Origin of the sequence: Methanomethylovorans hollandica DSM 15978 (assembly GCF_000328665.1) — an archaeon.
Taxonomy (GTDB): domain Archaea; phylum Halobacteriota; class Methanosarcinia; order Methanosarcinales; family Methanosarcinaceae; genus Methanomethylovorans; species Methanomethylovorans hollandica.
Map to the genome: position 1 here is coordinate 1029227 of NC_019977.1, position 19103 is coordinate 1048329.

The 19103-nt window shown below is 43.7% G+C and carries 16 protein-coding genes; 6 read left to right on the top strand and 10 right to left on the bottom strand.

Translation table 11 applies throughout. The features are described 5' to 3' along the window. The first annotated feature begins 6 nt into the window (after nt 1–6). Both pdxT and METHO_RS04985 read left to right on the top strand, forming a co-directional pair. The gene (gene pdxT, locus METHO_RS04980) at nt 7–612 is read left to right on the top strand and encodes a pyridoxal 5'-phosphate synthase glutaminase subunit PdxT (protein ID WP_015324438.1); all 606 of its coding nucleotides are present in this window, start codon (nt 7–9) and stop codon (nt 610–612) included. 64 nt (nt 613–676) lie between these two features. Then, nucleotides 677–1084: a pyridoxamine 5'-phosphate oxidase family protein gene (locus METHO_RS04985; protein ID WP_015324439.1), complete on the top strand. Its 408-nt coding sequence runs from the start codon at nt 677–679 to the stop codon at nt 1082–1084. A 5-nt stretch (nt 1085–1089) separates the two neighbouring features. On the opposite strand, the gene METHO_RS04990 is transcribed toward METHO_RS04985, so the two are convergent. From METHO_RS04990 to METHO_RS05010, 5 genes are all read right to left on the bottom strand, one after another. Beyond that, complete coding sequence (locus tag METHO_RS04990) at nt 1090–1902, bottom strand: TrmB family transcriptional regulator (protein ID WP_015324440.1); 813 nt, start codon at nt 1900–1902, stop codon at nt 1090–1092. Nucleotides 1903–1941: 39 nt separating this feature from the next. Then, the gene (locus tag METHO_RS04995; protein WP_015324441.1) at nt 1942–3027 is read right to left on the bottom strand and encodes a COG1361 S-layer family protein; all 1086 of its coding nucleotides are present in this window, start codon (nt 3025–3027) and stop codon (nt 1942–1944) included. Then, complete coding sequence (locus METHO_RS05000) at nt 3024–4139, bottom strand: COG1361 S-layer family protein (protein WP_015324442.1); 1116 nt, start codon at nt 4137–4139, stop codon at nt 3024–3026. Before METHO_RS05000 ends, METHO_RS04995 begins: the two co-directional genes overlap by 4 nt. Then, a complete protein-coding gene (locus METHO_RS05005; protein WP_015324443.1) occupies nt 4136–6424 on the bottom strand; it encodes an efflux RND transporter permease subunit in 2289 nt (762 codons plus the stop codon). The genes METHO_RS05000 and METHO_RS05005 overlap by 4 nt, the downstream gene beginning before the upstream one ends. A 398-nt stretch (nt 6425–6822) precedes the next feature. Beyond that, nucleotides 6823–7359, bottom strand: a complete 537-nt coding sequence (locus METHO_RS05010) for an O-acetyl-ADP-ribose deacetylase (RefSeq protein WP_015324444.1) — start codon at nt 7357–7359, stop codon at nt 6823–6825. A 112-nt stretch (nt 7360–7471) separates the two neighbouring features. Between METHO_RS05010 and pepD the strand changes: the two genes are divergently transcribed. The 3 genes from pepD to METHO_RS05025 are packed head-to-tail and all read left to right on the top strand — an operon-like array spanning nt 7472 to nt 11079. After that, on the top strand, nt 7472–8953 hold the full coding sequence (gene pepD / locus METHO_RS05015; protein WP_015324445.1) for a beta-Ala-His dipeptidase: 1482 nt from the start codon (nt 7472–7474) through the stop codon (nt 8951–8953). 52 nt (nt 8954–9005) lie between these two features. Continuing rightward, the gene (locus METHO_RS05020) at nt 9006–9980 is read left to right on the top strand and encodes a YbgA family protein (protein ID WP_015324446.1); all 975 of its coding nucleotides are present in this window, start codon (nt 9006–9008) and stop codon (nt 9978–9980) included. Beyond that, nucleotides 9943–11079, top strand: a complete 1137-nt coding sequence (locus METHO_RS05025; RefSeq protein WP_245546334.1) for a (Fe-S)-binding protein — start codon at nt 9943–9945, stop codon at nt 11077–11079. The genes METHO_RS05020 and METHO_RS05025 overlap by 38 nt, the downstream gene beginning before the upstream one ends. Before the next feature lie 95 nt (nt 11080–11174). Here METHO_RS05025 and METHO_RS05030 read toward each other — a convergent pair whose 3' ends face one another. The 5 genes from METHO_RS05030 to METHO_RS05050 form a co-directional block, all read right to left on the bottom strand. Continuing rightward, entirely contained in the window at nt 11175–13727 is a 2553-nt protein-coding gene (locus tag METHO_RS05030) for a DEAD/DEAH box helicase family protein (protein ID WP_015324448.1), read from the bottom strand. Between the two features lie 287 nt (nt 13728–14014). Beyond that, nucleotides 14015–14236 carry a hypothetical protein gene (locus METHO_RS05035; RefSeq protein WP_048831054.1) on the bottom strand — a complete coding sequence of 74 codons (222 nt, stop codon included), beginning with the start codon at nt 14234–14236 and terminating at the stop codon, nt 14015–14017. 213 nt (nt 14237–14449) lie between these two features. Beyond that, nucleotides 14450–15268 (bottom strand): hypothetical protein, encoded by an 819-nt coding sequence (locus METHO_RS05040; protein WP_015324449.1) that lies wholly within the window; start codon nt 15266–15268, stop codon nt 14450–14452. A 273-nt stretch (nt 15269–15541) separates the two neighbouring features. Next, nucleotides 15542–17722: a diphthine--ammonia ligase gene (locus METHO_RS05045; protein ID WP_015324450.1), complete on the bottom strand. Its 2181-nt coding sequence runs from the start codon at nt 17720–17722 to the stop codon at nt 15542–15544. A gap of 123 nt (nt 17723–17845) precedes the next feature. Beyond that, on the bottom strand, nt 17846–18247 hold the full coding sequence (locus METHO_RS05050) for a hypothetical protein (RefSeq protein WP_015324451.1): 402 nt from the start codon (nt 18245–18247) through the stop codon (nt 17846–17848). Between the two features lie 185 nt (nt 18248–18432). Here METHO_RS05050 and METHO_RS05055 point away from each other — a divergent pair, with 185 nt between their 5' ends. Further along, nucleotides 18433–19083, top strand: coding sequence for a CDP-alcohol phosphatidyltransferase family protein (locus tag METHO_RS05055; RefSeq protein ID WP_156811038.1), 651 nt, complete (start codon nt 18433–18435; stop codon nt 19081–19083). The last annotated feature ends 20 nt before the right edge of the window (nt 19084–19103 follow it).

The window sequence follows — 19103 nt, forward strand, 5'->3', positions numbered from 1 at the left end:
TAGGCATTGCGTATAGGTGTTATAGCGATACAAGGTAACGTTGCTGAGCATGTTGAGGCTCTTGAGCGTGCCATCTCCGAAAGAGGGGAAGAGGCGGAGATCATCACTATAAAGCATAAAGGTCTGGTACCCACATGTGATGCTCTCGTACTGCCCGGCGGAGAGAGTACCACGCTTGGCAGGCTATTGCTAAGAGAGGGTATTGCCGATGAAATAAAGGCAATGCATGCAGCCGGTATGCCTATTCTGGGTACATGTGCAGGTCTCATTTTGCTTGCAAAGAAAGGCGATGAGCAAGTGAGAAAGACTCATCAGCATCTGCTTGGACTGATGGACACACAGGTCAACAGGAATGCATTCGGAAGACAGCGTGAATCCTTTGAGACACATCTTGACCTGGCTTTCCTTGAATCTCCCTTTAATGCTGTTTTTATAAGAGCCCCTGCTATCACACATGTCGGAAAGGATGTAAAGGTGCTCGCAACCGTTGATAACATGATAGTGGCTGCAGAACAGGGAAACCTGTTCGCTCTGGCATTCCACCCGGAGCTTACCTCGGATAGCCGGGTACATCAGTATTTCCTTGATAAGGTATTTACCAGTCGCATGTAATAAGCAGAAGGGTCATCTTTTATACTATGTTATCTGATAACCTTGATACCAATCAGGTGATACTATGGTAAAACTCAATTCAGAGATGAAAAATGCATTTTCCAAAATGAGGATATTCCCGCTGGCAACGGCTTCAAAGGACGGCGTTCCGAACGTCATACCCATCGGCTTCTGTAAATTGCAGGAAGACGATGAAACTGTCTGGATAGCAGACAACTTTTTCCTGAAAACCCTTGAAAACCTTAAGGAAAACCCCAGGGTGGCCCTGTATGTATGGGGACCTGAGACCCAGGGCTGTTTCCAGATCAAAGGACCCATAGAGATAAAAACAAGTGGCGAGGATTACGAAAAAATGTACAAGATGGTCAAGTCCATGGGTGACAGGTTCCCCGCCAGAAGCCTTGTGATCATGAAGATCACTGAAGTTTATGAGTGCGTATCCGGACCAGATGCAGGTAAAAAACTGCTCTGACAATTTTATTCCTTTTTTGGTTCAAATTCTGGAACATCCGAGACTTCCCATTCTGCTTCAAGCAAATGTTTCACAAAGGACACGAACTCCTTTCCACTTGACCAGATAGCTGTGAGCTCTTCTCTTTGACCCGAGTATTTTCGAAGATCTATCAGTACCTCTGAACCATCTATCAAAATAGCTCCACCTTTCCTTAATTGATCATTTTTCACGGAATGCAGCCTGAGTTCTGCACCGGGGATGAGTTCTGCTATATTGTTCAATTCCTTCATTGAATAAATGATCATGCGTACTTGTACACCTTCACCAATTTTGCGATTCAATTCCTTAACAAGTTGATCATAATGTTTTTCTACCACAGGATACACGCGCTCAAGATTCCTGAAAGTAGGATGAGGTGCTTCTATTATGATCTCTGATCCTGCACTGCAAACAACCTGAATCATTCTATAGCTAATGTTCTTAAGGCCATTTATGGTCCAGACGATCTCTTTCTGATGGATATTTTCTTCACTTGAGTATATATTATTGAGTTTTTCGAGAGCTAACTCTGTTTCCTGCTCGAAATCCTTTTTAATTCTCTCAATGGCTTCTTCAGGGGAAATACATTTGTAGCGCATGGGTTTTGTATGCTGCACTTCAATGATCCCACGTTGAGCAAGCTTTTTTAATACTCCATATACAGCAGATCTTGGTATACCTGAGAACAGATGAATATCGGTGGCTGTGCCACTGCCATGTCTGGCAAGAGCTATGAATACCTTTGCTTCGTATTCAGTGAGCCCTAAGTTCCTAAGTGAGTCTATAAGTGAACGCATGAACCTGTATCCGTATATGAATAGCCGGAAAGAGGGATCTCATTTTTTATCCGTCTTTACTTCTTTCTGTTTTCTGTAGATGAAGAAAACGCCTACTGCAATGATCACTATAGCAATTACCACGAAAAGTCCCGTGTAATTTGACAGCGATTCACCAAAAGATCTCGCAGGCTGTGCTTCAGTTTTTATCTTTATGGTATCCGATATATGGCTGTGCCCATCCTCATCTTCATATTTTATCTCACTGTTGATGGAATAAGCTTTGGCAACTGCCATTTCATCAACCTTCAGCTTAAATAACGCTTCTGCAGTCTCTCCGGGTGCCAGTGTACCCAGGAAGGCCTGGTCATCTGTGGTACTGAACGGATCGTCCACACTGATCCTGACCGTGGCATCTTTTGCTGTCATCTCGCCTGTGTTCTTGTAAGTAACACGCAGCATGCCATCGGCATCTGCATATAGTGTACCTGTGACGTTGACCACTTCGAAATAAGCCTCATTACCCACCTTTATGTCTATCGTCTGGTTCTGCTGACCCACCGAATACCAGAGTCCTACTTCCATATTGGTGATACCCAGATCTGTTTCATCATCACCGCTGATCTGCACGTCCTGCTGATACCCATAGTACAGCTGCAGTTCCAAGGGATAAACACCAGCTGGAGCATTCTTGGAGATCTCAATGTTGAACTCGACAGGATTTTCGGTTTGTTCTCCCGAGGGAAGAGAACCTGCTTCCTGGGGTCCGGATTTCACCTTTATGTAGGGATTATCGGAGGTAAGGACAGATACTATTCCGATAGCAGTTGTCCGCTGAGCTTCATAGTTCATCTCTGTCATCTGTATCTTATGTTCCAGATCGTCAAGGCTCTTCCTGCGAACTCCATCCTCAAACCCTGTGATCACACCTTTGTTCATAAGATTGAGATCTATTGTCACTGTGTCCCCCCGGTAATACTCATTGTCACCTACCAGGGTAGCAGTTACGTTTGGTCCTCCGTAGACTACATAGTAATTATCGTCGAAGTTGAAGAATTCCGGTAATTGTGCATATGCAGGTGTTGTAATACAAACTACCAGAAATAGAAATGCTATGGCATTGATCACATTTTTCAGGCTGTTCATTCTATCCCTCTGTTCTTTTGGTTCATGCTCCTTAATACATTCTTAAATATCAGCACTATCAATGTAATGGCTATCCCGGCAATTGCAATGCCGGTTATGTTCAATTTGTCTTCAGCAGGTGCTACTGTTACATTTACTTTCATATTGCTCGAATATGCGATCTCATCATCTGTATCGATATATTTGACCTCACTGTCCAATCCATATGTTTTTATCACGGCTGCACGCTGCGCAGAGATATCAAAAGATGCTGTTTTACTGAGACCCGGGGCAATGGTGCCAAGGGGTTGCATGGATCTGTCACAAGAGAAAGGTTTTATGGCAACTATCCTGGCAACAGCATCTGTAGCGGGAAGCTCCCCGGTATTCGTGTAGGTGACATTAATAGCACTGGTACCACCTGCTATGATCTGCCCGGAAACCTCAGTGACAGCTAACATGGGTTGTGGTCCTATGACAATAGGGATCGTAAGGGTCTTGTTGGCAGTCTGATAAAAGGCTGCATGATCCTTGTCAGGTAGACCCACGGCAGTTGTAATGCCCGCAGTCATTCGTATGTCTTTTTTGTACTCATATATTAGAGGTAGATCCAGCATATACACACCAGCAGGTGCGTTTTTTGAAACTTTCAGCGTAAATACGAGGGGGTCATCGGGCAATTGTCCCGGAAATACCTCTTCAAGGGTCTGACTGCTCGTAGTCGGGTCAACGTCTATATATTCGGAATTGCTCACCAGTGTAGCTTTCACCCCATAGGCAACAGTGCGAAGAGATTCATATTCGAGTTCCTTGATAGCAAGAGCCTGTTTAGTCTCAGAAGTACCTACACCCTGTGCACTCTTTGCACCGTATAGTACTCCTCTGTTGGAAATTACAATCCTTATATCTCTTGTTTCCCCTCTTTCCAGTTCCGTATCCCCAAGCACCGAAGCATAAAGATCCGGTTCTCCGTATCCGGTGTAAAAATTGATCGTGTGCTCGGATGCAGCCGGCAGGAATTCCTTTGCAGAAGCGGGGTGCATATCTATGATTGGGAACATTCCAAGCACAAACATAACTGCCAGAATGAGAGTCAAATGTGTGAAAATCTTTATTCTTAATGTGCTTTTCATGTGGAGCTAACCTCCATTACCCTGGAATGGTTATCATTCATGCTTTTCATTTTTTTCTTCAATATCCTCTCTTCTCTGTGCTTGTCCAGCAGGACCAGAACAGGCGGGAACACAACGAATGTAGCGAACAGCGCTAACGTTACATCGATGACAGTAATGTAACCAAAATTGCTGGTCATACTAAAAGGGGAAGCTATCAATGCTGCAAAACCAAAGACTGTGGTAAGCCCTGAACTTACGATGGCTTTGCCCATCTTTACACTTGCTTCGTGCATTGCTTCTTCGGGAGAGGCACCTTTGTCCTTCTCTTCAAAATATCTCTCCATCATAAGGATAGCATATTCCGAACCTACTCCAAGGATAAGTGCACCAAGGGTTGCTGTCATGGGAGTGTACTCAAGACCAGTGTAGTACATGATGCCACCGGACCAACCTACAACTATTAACATCGTAATGACCGGAGTGAAAGCTTTCAGATAATCTCTGTAGATGGCCAGCAGTCCTATGAATACAAAAACTATTCCCAGCATTGTCATCAGCATGCGTCCTGAGGTGAGTGCACCTATCACCTCAAAGAATACCACAGAGCCTCCGGTGATAGTAACAGTGTCCCCCGGAGGTGGTGCTAACCATTTAAGGTCCTCTTTGACGGTATTTGAAAGATCTGCTATGCCTTCAAGTCCCAAATCATTCATGGCATTGCCAATGTTCAGATTGAGCACCATTATATTTCCATCATGGATGTACTGTTGTTTCTGGATATCTGGCATCTGTGCATAGATATGTTTCACTTCTTCGGCAGTGCCCGGGATCTCGCCTCCGTTCATTTCCTTTACGATGGACACTATACTGCTGGATCCATAGATGTGGGATCTGCCTTCAACTTCATGCTTTGAAAAATCGTCCACCCATTGCAGAAGAGCCGGATCTGCATTGTTGTCAGTTTTGATTATCAGATTGAGTTCTTCACTGCCACCCAGGATACTACCCAAAAGTTTCAGATCCAGTAAAGCTGGCATATCCTGAGGAACGAATGTCTGCACATCTGTTTGCAGGGGCACCATGGTATCTACATACATGCCTCCCAGGCAGGTCAAACTTGCAACTATCAGAATGAGCCAGGGATACTTCAATGTGAAAGCGGTGATCCTTCCAAGTATACGATCAAGCATATCAGGCTGTGTGGTGCTGACACTATGATAGTTCTTTCTGGAGTTATTAGCATTCTTCAATTTTTTCTTGGTGTCTGCACGGTGCAGGTAATAGATCACTGTCACTCCCACAAAAAGAGATGACATAAAACACATCACTATACCGATGAGCAAAAGTTTTCCAAAATCCTGTATCATTGGCACCGGAGATGTAAAAAGGGACACGAATCCCAGTGCTGTTATTATCAAAGCTATCAGCACTGCAGGACCAATATGTTTGATGGTTTCCACCACGGCCTCTGCAGCATCTTCACCTTTACCAAGTTCTTCCTCTATGCGGTTATGGAACTGGATGGCATAATCTATCCCAAGGCCGATTAGCACAGGGAAAGCTGCCATGGACACCATCGTCATGGGAATCTCTAAAAATCCCATTGCACCAAAGGTGAATATAATGCCTAGCAGCACAATAGGTAACGGAAGTAATCGCCATCTGACATGTCCAAATACCATGTACAGCACTACCATCATCAGTATGGCTGATATGCCAAGCAGAGGACCCATACTTGAATTCATCTCATCGTTGAGCGCAATGTTGAAAGCAGGATCCCCGGTGATTATTATACTATAATCCGGGGGAAACTCAGCAAATGCAACAGATGCTTCAGTTTCCTTTAAAATTTCTTGCTGCGTCTGGTCTGTTGCACTACCTTCTATTACCACTGACATGAATGCATGAGTATTATCCGGCATGAGGGCTGACGGCATATATGAAGCTACGATGTCCTTTATTATCGTTTCATCATCCGGTATTTCGGAATTTCCGGTCATTTTAGAGTTGGCTTCTTTTATTACTGTGGAAGGAGAAATTACTTCAATAACACCCGGTATGCCCTGAGCTGACATGTGGGATCTGTCAAGGGCTTTCAGTAGATCCGGATTTGTGATGTCTTTACCCTCGACCATTACAACTATGGACTGGGTACTGAAGAGCTTCAGGTACAAATGGTCGAAGTCCTGATATAGCTTTGAGGTCTTTTCCACGAAAGTATCGGTTCCTGAACTCATTTCAATGAGCTGGGCACCCTGCAGGGAGAGAACAACTAAAAGCAGTGCAATAAGTAAAATAGCCACAGAGTTGTCCTCAATAATAATCCCAAGTTTTTCAAATATGTCTTTTATAATGACACCTCTAAACTGTTGCAGCTTTCTGTCCGAATATGGGCGTATATATGTGACTGATATTTATAGTTTTTTAAAAATTACAATTTTGTTGTTATTTTAATAACAACCAATTATCATGACAAATTGTTACGCATAATTCTCTGTACATCTGCATCTTTTTGATCTTCAAATTATATTTTACAGTATTCAGCTACACTGCGCAGTTAGTCGAGGTACTCGTTGGCCTTGCCAGAAATATGCAAAGCTCATTAGATATAAGAGGACTCTACTATCTACTAATTCTAATTATAATGAGGTGCTTGTCTTTCCGGATCTTTTTTAGACGAGCTATTAAACCACTTTTACTTTTATTTCACATTATTTGCAGTATTGTGCAAAGCACCTGAGTACATTTTAAAAGCTATCTGGTTGTAACACACCAGGATTACTTCATCAATAGTTTTCACTTCAGTGAGGAAATCCCACACGGACCGAACAGCGATGCCCGCAGCCCTCTCTACAGGAAAACCATAAGCACCTATGCTTATTCCCGGAAATGCGATCGATCCTATGTCATATTGGTGTGCAAGTTCCAGAGAGCTCTGATATGCACGGTAAAGCATTTTTTCCTCTCCGTGCATGCCTCCTTTCCATACGGGTCCTACAGTGTGTATCACCCATTTTGCAGGCAGGCTGTACCCTTTGGTGATCCTCGCCTCTCCTGTGGGACATCCTCCAAGCTTACGGCATTCCTCAAGCAGTTTGGGACCTGCTGCCCGGTGGATCGCTCCGTCCACTCCTTCTCCGCCAAGCAAAGAATTGTTAGCTGCATTAACGATGGCATCGACATGCTGTGTCACGATGTCATCCATTATGACAGATATCCTTTCAGCTACTTCCGTCACTTTGATGCTCCTTGTACTTTGAATACGTTTTAGATCTCTGTGGATATAAATCCTGAGCCATCCGGATGATGGATATGTACAATAAAATACTAATAAAGACAATTATCACTGCATGGACCAGCGTACACAAAGTATACTCTCGTTATTCGAAGTGATAAGTAGCATTCCACGGAGTTCCAAACATGAGGAGCGCATAGCCAGCTGGCTTAAGGAATGGGCTTTATCCCACCGACTTAGCTTCAAGTCCGACAGTGTGAATAATGTAATGATAACTGTCCCTCCTTCTGTGGGGTATGAGAGCTCCCCCACGGTGGTCATCCAGGGCCATATGGATATGGTATGTGAGAAAGCAGAGTCCTCTCCTCACGATTTCAGCTGCGATCCCATTAAGCTTATCTATGATGGGGATTGGCTGCGGGCAGATGGCACTACCCTGGGGGCGGACAATGGCATTGCTCTGGCTATGGCACTTGAACTTGCACAGGATCCTGGCATTAAGCATCCTCCTCTGGAATTGCTTTTTACTGTGGACGAGGAGACATCCATGCAGGGTGCCAGTGCCCTTGCTCCAGACTTAATTTCCGGACAGGTCTTCCTCAATCTCGATTCCGAAGAAGAAGGAGTATTCATTGCAGGTTGTGCAGGTGGTGTTACCACCAACATTGAAATGGAACTGGAGTGTGTGCCTGTTCCTGATTCGTATGGCATATGTAAGCTAGTTGCCGAAGGCATGGCTGGCGGTCATTCCGGTGTGGATATCCATGAAAAAAGGGCCAATTCCAATAAAGTGCTTGCAGCTGCCATTGACAGGCTGATGCGTTTCAAGGATGCACATCTCAAGGACACGCATTTTAAGGACCCTGGTATACTTCTGATATCTGCAGATGGGGGTAAGGCACACAATGCCATTCCCAGATACTCGCAGGCTATCCTGGCTTATCCTGTCGATAGTCTGCCGCAGATGGAATCGACCATTGCACAACTGGAAAGTGAATTGCGCCCAGAGTATGCTGAAAGAGAGCCGGGATTAACCCTGCGGCTTGAAAAGGTACACAAGGATGATACATATAAGGCAATTGCCCCCGAAATTACAATGAAGCTCTTGGGCCTTTTGCTGGATCTGCCTTGTGGCATCGTTTCCATCTCATCTGCCATGCCGGACTGTGTGGAAACATCCTGCAACCTTGCAGTGATCAAAACTGCACAGGATAAGATCACCATTATCACAAGCCAGAGGAGTTCCGATATGGTCAGGCTTGGGGAGCTTACCGGCCGAATAGGCTCAATGGGTGGATCAGTGGGGGGAGCGGTACATAACAGCGAAGGCTATCCTGCATGGAAGCCGGATATGGCTTCGCCTTTGCTGCGAAAATGTGAAGATGTCTATGAGTCTACCTTTGGAGAAAAGCCGGAAGTAGAGGTCATTCATGCCGGTCTTGAATGTGCAGTCATCGGGTCTAAGTTCATGGATCTGGATATGGTCTCGTTCGGACCTACCATAAAGAACCCCCATTCACCCGATGAGCGGCTTTATATCCCTTCAGTCTCACGGACATGGGAGTTCCTTGTAGCACTGCTTGCTTCTTTCAGGTGATATTTTATACTTGCTCATAACAAATATGATTAAAGATTAAAGAGGGGAGTCTATGAAACAATTTCCAAAACCTATAGTGGTAGTCAGCAGATGTCTGGAATTCGATAAGGTACGGTATGATGGCCAGGTGATACATTCTCGCATTGTCAGGGATCTGGAGCCTTTTGTGGATTTCGTTAAAGTGTGCCCGGAAGTGGAGATCGGGCTCGGTGTGCCGCGGGAGACCATCCGGATAGTGCGCAAGGACGGCTCTTACAGGCTTGTTCAGCCAGCCACCGGTGAAGATCTCACGGATAGGATGAACTCTTTTACCGAGGGTTTCATAAAGGATTTGCAGGAAGTGGATGGTTTTATATTCAAGTCCAAATCCCCGACCATAGGTCTTCGCAACATCAAAATATATGCAGGTGCAGAGAACGCACCTGTGGTGGAAAGGGGCACTGGTTTCTTTGCAGGTAAACTGCTGGAAAATTATCCGGGCTATCCGCTGGAAGAAGATGACAGGCTGCGCAATACCAGGATAAGGCAGCATTATCTCACTCACCTGTATACATTTGCAGATCTGCGAAAGCTCAGGAAGTCTGCAAGCCTTAAGGATGTGCAGGATTTCCTGAAAAGGAACGAATTCCTTTTCCTGGCCTATAACAGGGATATACAGAAAAAGATGTTCGCACTGGTGCAGGATGGCTCGAAACCCATCGGCAATATACTGGGAGAACTTGAGTCTCTACTTAAACAATTGATGGTGAGTGCACCGGACCATGAGGCGAACATTGAGGCTGCAAGGGCAATGTTCCAGTCGGTGGCTACTGATGTCTCTGAAAAGGAAAAGCAGTTCTTTGAGGCTGTGCTTGGCCGTTATGAACAGAACAAAATATGTTTCAGCACGGTTCTGGAATTGCTGAAACTGCAGTTGCTTATGTCTGGCAAGGACCCTGCATATCATTCGTTTATATTGCCATATCCCGAAGAGCTTATAATGGAAGTGGATGAGGACAGGGACAAGGACTTCTGGAAGCAGAGCTGATCTCATGGATGAATTGCAGGGACTGGCTGATCAGTGTATCGATTGTAAGAAGTGCTGGGATGTATGCCCTGTGAATATGGTTACAGCAGGCGACATCTATACTCCTCAGGGCAAGATCGGGTCATTGTCAAAGATACTTGCAGGGGAGGAGCTGACAGAGAACGAGTTCAATAATATCTACCTTTCCACGAGATGCGGTGCCTGTGATGATGTATGTCCTGTGGATATTCCCATTACGCAGATCATCCAGTACGAGCGCAAGCTGCTGGCAGAGCAGGGCAGGGAGCCTGCAAAGACCACCCTTATCTCAAAGAACATCCTGGAGAAGAACAGTCCGGGAGGCAAGGACCCGGCTCTGAGGTTCTCATGGGTGACGCCTGACCTTGAGATCGCTGAAAGTTCGGATGTGGCTTACATGGCCGGGTGCTGGGTAGCCTACAGCCATCCGGAGATCGCCCAGTCCACTATCAGGTTGCTCAATAAGGCTGGCATCAAGCCCATGATACTGAAAGAGGAGAAATGCTGCGGCATTTTCCTTATCGACAGCGGCCATCTGGATGAGATAGCAGCACATGGCGAGAGATATATGGAATACATCGAGTCCCTGGGTGTGAAAAAGCTGCTGGTCTCCTGTCCGGGATGCTATCACAGCATCAGGGATTCGTATGCTGAGCTGTGCAGAGCTCCCAAGTTCGAAGTGGAGCTTACTATAAATGTGTTCAAGGAACTGCTGGACGAAGGCAAACTGAAGCCAAAAGAACTAAACCGGATCGTGGCTATCAGGGATGCCTGTCCCATACGTCATCTTGCAGGCGTTCCCAGGTACATCCTCAGGACCATCGGTGTAGAGGTCATCGAGCTATTCGATGGCAAGACACGGTGTTGCGGTGGTCCGGGCGGCCTCAAGCCCAACTTCCCCCAGATCTCCGGGGATATCGCCATGATGGCTGTCAACAGGTACAAAGAGGTCTCAGACACCCTGGTCTCATATTGCCCGTTCTGCATGCACCACACCGAAGGCGTCTGCAAGGAACGCAACGCAGAACTGAACATGAAGGACATTTCGGTGCTGCTGGCTGAGAGCGTGCTGGGGGAGTGAGACTATATAACATTATTTCATTTTTAATTTATCCAAATTAATACTTTAACTAAAAAATGAAAGGATATGTGTGAAATGCCCTCCTAAAAATCAAATTATCCTTTGCTGTGCTCTTGAACACGAACTAAATATTTCTCTAAATGTGAAGTGTCTAGATTAAACTCTATTAATTTATCAAGGATTATTTTTTCGGACAAACTTCTTTTATCTGGCAATGATTTATAAAAAGAAGAAATGCTATTTTTCAACAAATTTAATTGTTCTTCTTTAATTACCCATGCAGCATCACTTAAATGTGCAACTGAGGATAACATATTTGATGGATGGATAAAAACAGGTTTTACCATAGAATTTTCATAAGTGTTTTTAAACCAAGATATGCTATTTTGCATTTGTCCCGATTCATCTTTTGAAATGTCATCGCGACTTAATTTTACTTGGTTTTTACATTCAATTACCCAATAAGACTTATTGCCTATAAACCATAAATTGTCAGGACCATCATCACTTACTTTTTCAGGCCTTTCTGAAATCAAACCCAACAATTCCCCAGTTTCTTTTATGCCTTCTTCAAATCTATCACTATCTACACCAAAATTAACTTTATCTAGAATCTGCTCAACGGCCAATATTAATGAACTTCGCGATTCTTTGCTCCTAATATATTCTGATATAACTTCTGCCCGGTTTTTTCCTTTTGCATCATGTTTAGAATAGCGTAGCCCTGCTTCAGGTTTAGATAGTCGAGAATTAACTTCATATGCTTTGATTTGAACGTCCATAGAATTTGTGGGATCAGTAGCATATAAATAAGTTGATTTTAATTGCAAGTACCACCCACGGTCATCATGGGACTCTGATTTGGATATTAAATCATCAATAGTAGAAATTGTCTTAATAAGTTGACCATTCATGTAGTTTACTTCTGCTTCTCTTTCTAAAATGGAATTATTAAGATAGTCCTCATCCAATGTGAATCCTTTTAACTTGCTCATTTCTAGCTTGTAATATTCTTTCCATCCTGCATCTCTGTCAATAGATTGCTGAATAGTTTCTTCTATTTTTGAGAGTGTAGCTCCTTCTTCTATCATTGCCGAAGTTAAAGTATCTCCAATCTCAATTTGTTTTTGTGCTTCCTCAGAAAGATACTGTTTCTTTTTTGTTTCTGAAAAGAAATTTGTTAAATCATTTCCGATTACAATTACAATACACCAATCACTAATACCTCTAATAGCTCTTCCCATACCTTGTTCAATTCTTTGTGCAATCTGCCGATTTACTATTTTGGAATCTCCTCTTACTTTTTGAATGTATTTAGCCATTAATGAGGTATAATCAGGAAATGAATCTAGAACTAAAATTCTACATATATCATCTGGCAAATCGATTCCATCATAAGCATTTACTAAAACCAATACATTATCTGCACTTTTTATTTTTATTTTCCCATTTAAAAAGTTAATATTTTGAATTACATCAGTAGATGTTGCTATATTGGCTCCTAATGATTTCCATTCATTGGTTTTATAATAGGAAGGTACAATACTTACAACACCAAAATTTTTGTTTCGATTGGATATAGATGTAATCCACTTTATTAAATTTAATCTAGTAAGCCCAGTATTTACATTTGTAGGGAACAAAATTAGCCGCTCACCACTATATTTTAATATATCATACCTTAAAGGCTGACGAACGCTTTCAGGATTAATTCCCAAATCCCTTACCAAAAATGAATCTTCAGTCAAAGTTGCAGACATAAAAAATCTTTTAGGTGCTTTATCAAAAGAAGGAATTTGTGAGATTGAAATCAAGCGGGGGGCGATTTCAATTTTTTTCCCAGAAATCACACAATTACAATTTTTCAGCTCATTTTTTAATAAATTCCATGAAAACTTAATGTTCTCATTGTCTTTATTATTTGCAAAAATGTTAATTATATCACTAATATTATCTTGCCACTTCCAAAATGGAACTGCTAAGAAACAATTTTCTTCGTTTTCTATATCAATACAAGTACCATGTCCTTGGTAATTGAGTGTTGATTTAAAAATATCCCAAAGTTGTTTGTAAATTGGATTTATAGACTTATCTTTTTGGTACTTATCAATAATAAATGAAAAAGATTCACGTATTATGTCTAAACACTTGTGGGCATCATCCATTAGAATTGCCCCGGGTATTATTTCTTCATGAAGTGAATCTCTTAATCCAAAGACGGACTTCCCATTAAAAACCTTTTTGCATGTAGTTACTAATATCGCTTCAGCGTTCAAGAAATCAATTGGGAACGGACTATTCTCTTCAAATTCCACCGTCTTTATTCCAAATATTTTAGCGTGTGCTACCGTTTGAGCCACCAAATATGTATTTGGACAAAGATACACTACTGGCTCTTTAGTTTCATTTAATACTGATTGGAGCATGAGTAGTCCTATTAAAGTTTTACCTTGTCCAGTAGGTAACTTTACAATCACGTCTCTTTTGTTTTTATAGTCTTCATACCATCTCTTTAATACATGTTCTTGTGAGGGTCTAAGGCCTCCAATACTACTTTCTTTATCGAGATTTTCAAATATTTTAATTGGATCTGTTTCAAGCGTCAGTTCTTTCTTGCCAAGTAGCTTTTTATAATCGACTATAAAAATCCCTCAGAAGGATCATTTAATTGTTAATGAATATCAATATATGGCAAGCTATTCGCAATAAATATTCCTATGTTTCTCCTTCAAAATTGAATGTATGACTTTTCTAGTCCAGCAAATGAAAATACACTAATGTTAGAAACCTTAGATAGAAAATTATTCGTATCACTTCTCATTTATCCAAAATATGAATTTTAGTCTATGACTATTCAGCTTCATAATCGAATATTCGCTGACATCGTGATCTTTCTGCATACATGACGTCCATAGCTAAGATTTTACCCTCGCTCCTATTCTCTTCTTACTTTCTCTTCCCATCCCTCATTAACCGCCTCCATCTTCTCCTTACCAAACACCCCTTCCACAGCATCGCACATCGCAATGACCCTCTCCATATCATGTGGTTCGGGCTCTCCATGGTAATAATCATCCAGGGAGCCGGTGTCGAAGATCTTGTCCAGGGGCTTTATCTCTGTGTTCATTTCAGCAGGCACATTCACAAGCTTTTCCACGCTGTGGACCTAACCTTCGTCCCGGAACTGTTTCGCTCTGCGTAGGTATGCTTTTGCGTCCAGATCGGTAGTTTGCATATACTTTCAGTTTTGTTTGGAAAGTGCAATTGATGGAAGTCAGACGATTTGTAGAGGATCGGGAAAAAGAAAAAAAGAAGTTTTTTCACAAAATGATACACAAGGTCCAGAGGACCTGTGCATCCCAGGTTCACTTCAGTTCGAAGGAACCTTTACATCCAGGTGGATACCGTAGTACGCATACTGCGGAACAGTTATTGTAGCACTGCTGCCGGAGAACGTGCCCTTGTATGTGGTAAATTTACCGGGGGCTGGATTCTTCGCAGGTGGTACAGCTGTGTATCCCTGGATCTTCAGGTTTTCCTGTACATCAGAGAAAACTGCTCCATTCTTCAGGTTGATGGTGATGGTCACTTTCCCATTGACAGGTGCTGAGAACGTGACAGTGCCTGCATCTATTTTTTGACCGGCATAGATCGTAACAGTATTTCCGCTCTTATAAGTGGTATATGTTGCCCAGTTGCCCTTAGGGACATATCTGTCACCGGCTGCCCAAGCGGTCTCCTCCTTATAGCAAACCTTGTCTTGCTGGTTTACGAAATTCAGGTTCTGGACCACATTTATGCCGTCACTTCCTCCACTTAAGGTCACCTCATGGTAGCCAGTTGACGGGAATAGCTGTGTCCATCCGGTTTCCATGTTTTCGTAGACATAATAGGTTCCGTATACGGTACCTTTGTATTCAGGGTATACAGGCAACTTTCCAAGTTTTTCGCTGAAATTGTAATGCCCTGATGCATCTGTAGTTGTCTGAGCTAGAAGAACTGGTTCAGTTGTACCCACAGATTTGTACAGCTTAATAGTCCAGCCCTGCAGAGGATGATCTGTATAGGGGGTCCCATCGCCAAGTTCCTGGTATTTATAACCAGATATCTCACAAGCAGTTGCTACAGACACCAAGCCAAGTACGGCTACTGTCAGCAGCATTACTGGCATTAATTTGGAATATGTCATTTTTTCCCTCCGTTTTTAGATCTTCTCCCTCGTCTAGGATGCGTTATCCTTTTTGGCCTTGCTTGTTTGCAGGCTAGGGTAAGATCTACACTCAAACATCGATTATTCAAGTATTTAAACATCATGAATATATTAAATATGTTGATACTCATAATGATGAGGTCTGAGTATTGCAGGATATGTTGCTTCCACTCTTGGCAGGGCTTTTGCAACAGTCAAAACTCTATAAAACTACCCTCAAAGGAAGCAGCAATATATAAGTGCCTAAAAATGTCATTCTTCTGCCTTGTCCACCAGCACAGCATCCGTGATCGTGACCTTTGCAGTGTACTCATCCAGCTCGATGACCTCAAATTGACGGATCTCGATCTTCTTTTTGTACATGGGTGCGTCCACAACGAAGCTTTCGAACTCACCGCCTTCGCCTGCAACATTGAGCCCGATCTTCTCATTGAGCTTTACAAGACGGTCTATATCGTTCTCTGTGATGATGCGTCCGACCCATTTGCTGTTCAGACCATAAGCTGCTACGCTGCTGAAAATGAACCTGAAGCCCAGGGCAAGCAGTTGCCTCATCTCCTTTTCCTGGTCTATATGCCACAGGGGCGAGAATACCTTAAGCCCTAGTTCGTCGCATATCCGCTCGATCCGCTCCCGCTGGTAGTTGGAGTACAGGGCACCCGTGACAACTCCTTCGATGCCAAATTCCTGCTTAGCTTGAAGCATGGCCTTTTTCAGGTCTTCCAGTTCAGTTTCCTTCTCTCCCTGGGTTATCTGCTCGATGAGAGGAATGCCCATAGCCTCGGCCTGCAATTGCGCCAGGCCGATATTGGGCGTGTGGAACATATAGGAATCAGGATTGATGCTCTTAATGGTTATCAGGCACTCAATGGCATAGTTCTGCTGCTGCATGATGTACATGGCATAGTTGCTGTCCTTGCCTGAGCTGAACAGCACACCCAGTTTCAGGTTGGGATAATCATAGAACTGTTTCAGGTACTCCGTCTTGGTGTCATACCCTGTTTTTCTGGTAAGCCTGTCGATGGCCTTATCGAACCTGCTGCCATACTGGGCAGCCTGTTTCTTCCTCCGGGTGAACTGTGCAGGTATGCCAATCCTTTCTCCGACCCTGCGCAGGATGAGCTTGTTCTCAGTAGCATTTATCTTGAACTCAGGTGGTATCCTAAGGCCATATTCCACGAACCTTTTATCAAGATAAGGCACTCGCATTTCGATATTGTGATACATTGCCACAACATCGTCCCTATAGGTGTTCTTCTCATAGATCTTCAGGATATCTGCATAACAGTCCCTGCTGATATCCGTAGAACGTTTGTGCCTGTCGTACCCTGCGAACAGCTCGTCTGCCCCTGAGCCTGAGAACATCACGCGCATCCCTTCCTCCTTTGCCGCCTTGCAGGCCGTGTACATGGTAAGCGCCACTCCGACTTTGGGAACATTCGTATCCTCCACCAGAGGTACCACGGTCTTGAGGTACTCTTCCACCTGCTCCAGGTCTATCTGATACACCACCAGCTCCAATCCGATGACTTGTGCTACCCGGCGGGCATATGCTATATCCGGCGGCTCTTGCACGTCCATAAGGCCCGCAGCATAGCATTTGAAGTCCTTTCCGGGAATTTTTCCAAGTCTCTTGCACATGTAAGCCAGGATGGTGGAATCCAGACCCCCTGAGAACAGTATCCCGAAAGGTTCATCAGGAAAGCGGATCTTTACAGCGTTTTCAAGCAACAGTTGCACTTGTTCTGCAATTTGCTCAAAAGTGCCTTCATGCCGAGGGGTAATATAAAAGAAATTTCTGGTGTAACGGTGAACTGTTCCACTCTTTATGTCATACGCCAGTATCTCCCTAGGATTGAGCTCTTTTATGTCAGTATAGCCTGTTGCTTTCAATGCCTTTTTCTCCGAGGCGAAGGCAAAACCCTCTGAAAAGCTGTACCAGAGAGGTTTCAAACCGATGATATCCCGCGCAATATAAACTATATCTTCCAGCCAGTAGGCGAATGCGTACACACCCCTGAGCATGTCCAGAGCATCACAGATATTTTGCATCACTGCTGTGGGATCTGAGGTGTTCACATTGCCATCTTGCAGCCTTTTTTCGATAAGCTTTACAAGCAGATCCGAATCATTGGAAGCTTCGATCCGGCAAGTTTCTGCCAGCTCTTTCCAGTTGTATATCTCGCAATTGGATGCAAAGATACCTGCATAAACAAGAGGCTGTCTGGTGAAATTTACCATGGAATGCAGGGTGTGACCGATGGTATTGTTCTCATGCGGAAGGTGCAGCTTCGCAGCAGCAGCCGCATATTCCACCCAACCGGGCCCTGCGGCGCCTGTGCTGTCCCTTCCGCGGTCTGACAGTATATGCAGCGCTTTGAGGGTTAGTTCGGCAGCACTCTCCCTGTTAAAAAAACCAGTAATACCGCACATTTTCCTTTTCCTCTTCCCTGCAATAGCTCTGCAGGGACAGCAGATTAAATGTGGTTCCTTACTAATAACCTATTGCATCTCATCTTACGGCATCGACTTTTCTGTGGGGAAAAAGGTTGAGGATCAGGGATTACAGTTGAACTCGACCCTCTCTTCAGGGGTTAATGCAATATAGAACCTTAGGATGTCATCAGGATCTATGTCATCTGCGAGTTTGAACCCTCTTTCTGCACCGGCGTTAAGGAAGTTTTCTTCCTTTTCATGCTTTTTTAGTATGAGTTCCCGTATCACATCATCACTCATAGAGGACATATCCACCCTTTTGAGCAAACCAATGTTTATAAAATTATCTTCTATGCGTTTGTACAGCTCATCAGCAGTTCTGTACTTTGTTTTTTCCTCGACCTCTGCTTCTGCATCTAGTAAAAAGATCTCTTCACCATTCATTTTTCTGTAGGACAAAGCTATCTTCTTTATTACCAGACCATTATTCTCACAAACCACCATCTTACGCTCAGGTCTCATATTTTTACCTCTTGCTGGGTGCGTGATCACATTAAACCCTGGATGGATGTACCATCATTTTTCTTCCAGCAGCAGGTAAAAACCACTCAAATCCATATTTAATGTTTTCTATATTATACTGTATAATACTACTCATGCTCATCATAGGACAGGTTTATACAGTTGTTTACTTTCGTTCACAACAGATGACTAAAATAATATATTGTCAAAATCACTATAGGATAAGTGAGGGATGCATCATTTTCAGCAAGTTCAAAAATACCGTAAGGAAGTCTTTATTACCTCTGGCTAAAGGAATAACCATTTCTCCAAACACGCTTACTGTTATAGGCCTGGCTGTGAGCATTATAACAGCTATGATCTTCGCCAGAGGTTATGTGGTACTGGGCGGAGTACTCATCCTTGTCAGCGGTATCTTTGATGTGCTCGACGGCGCCGTGGCCCGGGCTTCCAACAGGATGACAGCCTTTGGAGCTGTGCTGGACTCCGTATGTGATCGCTATGCAGATGCCATTATCTTTGTCGGCATCATTTATGGACTGATAAACGGAAGTATAGTCCCGTATCCTTTGTTCCTCATCCCGGATTGGCTTTGGTGTTCCCTTGCCCTTATTGGCTCTTATCTTGTCAGTTATACAAGGGCTCGTTCAGAAGCTGCAGGCGCTAAATCTATGGATGTCGGTCTTGCCGAAAGGCCGGAGCGCATGGTCCTTCTGGTCCTGGGTGCCTTTACAGGACATCTGGTACCATCGATAATGCTAATCGTCATCCTTACACACATCACTTCTTTACAGAGGCTGATACACGCAGAGCGCTCCCTGAGGACAAAGCTATAAAGCGTTATTTTTAATTGCGT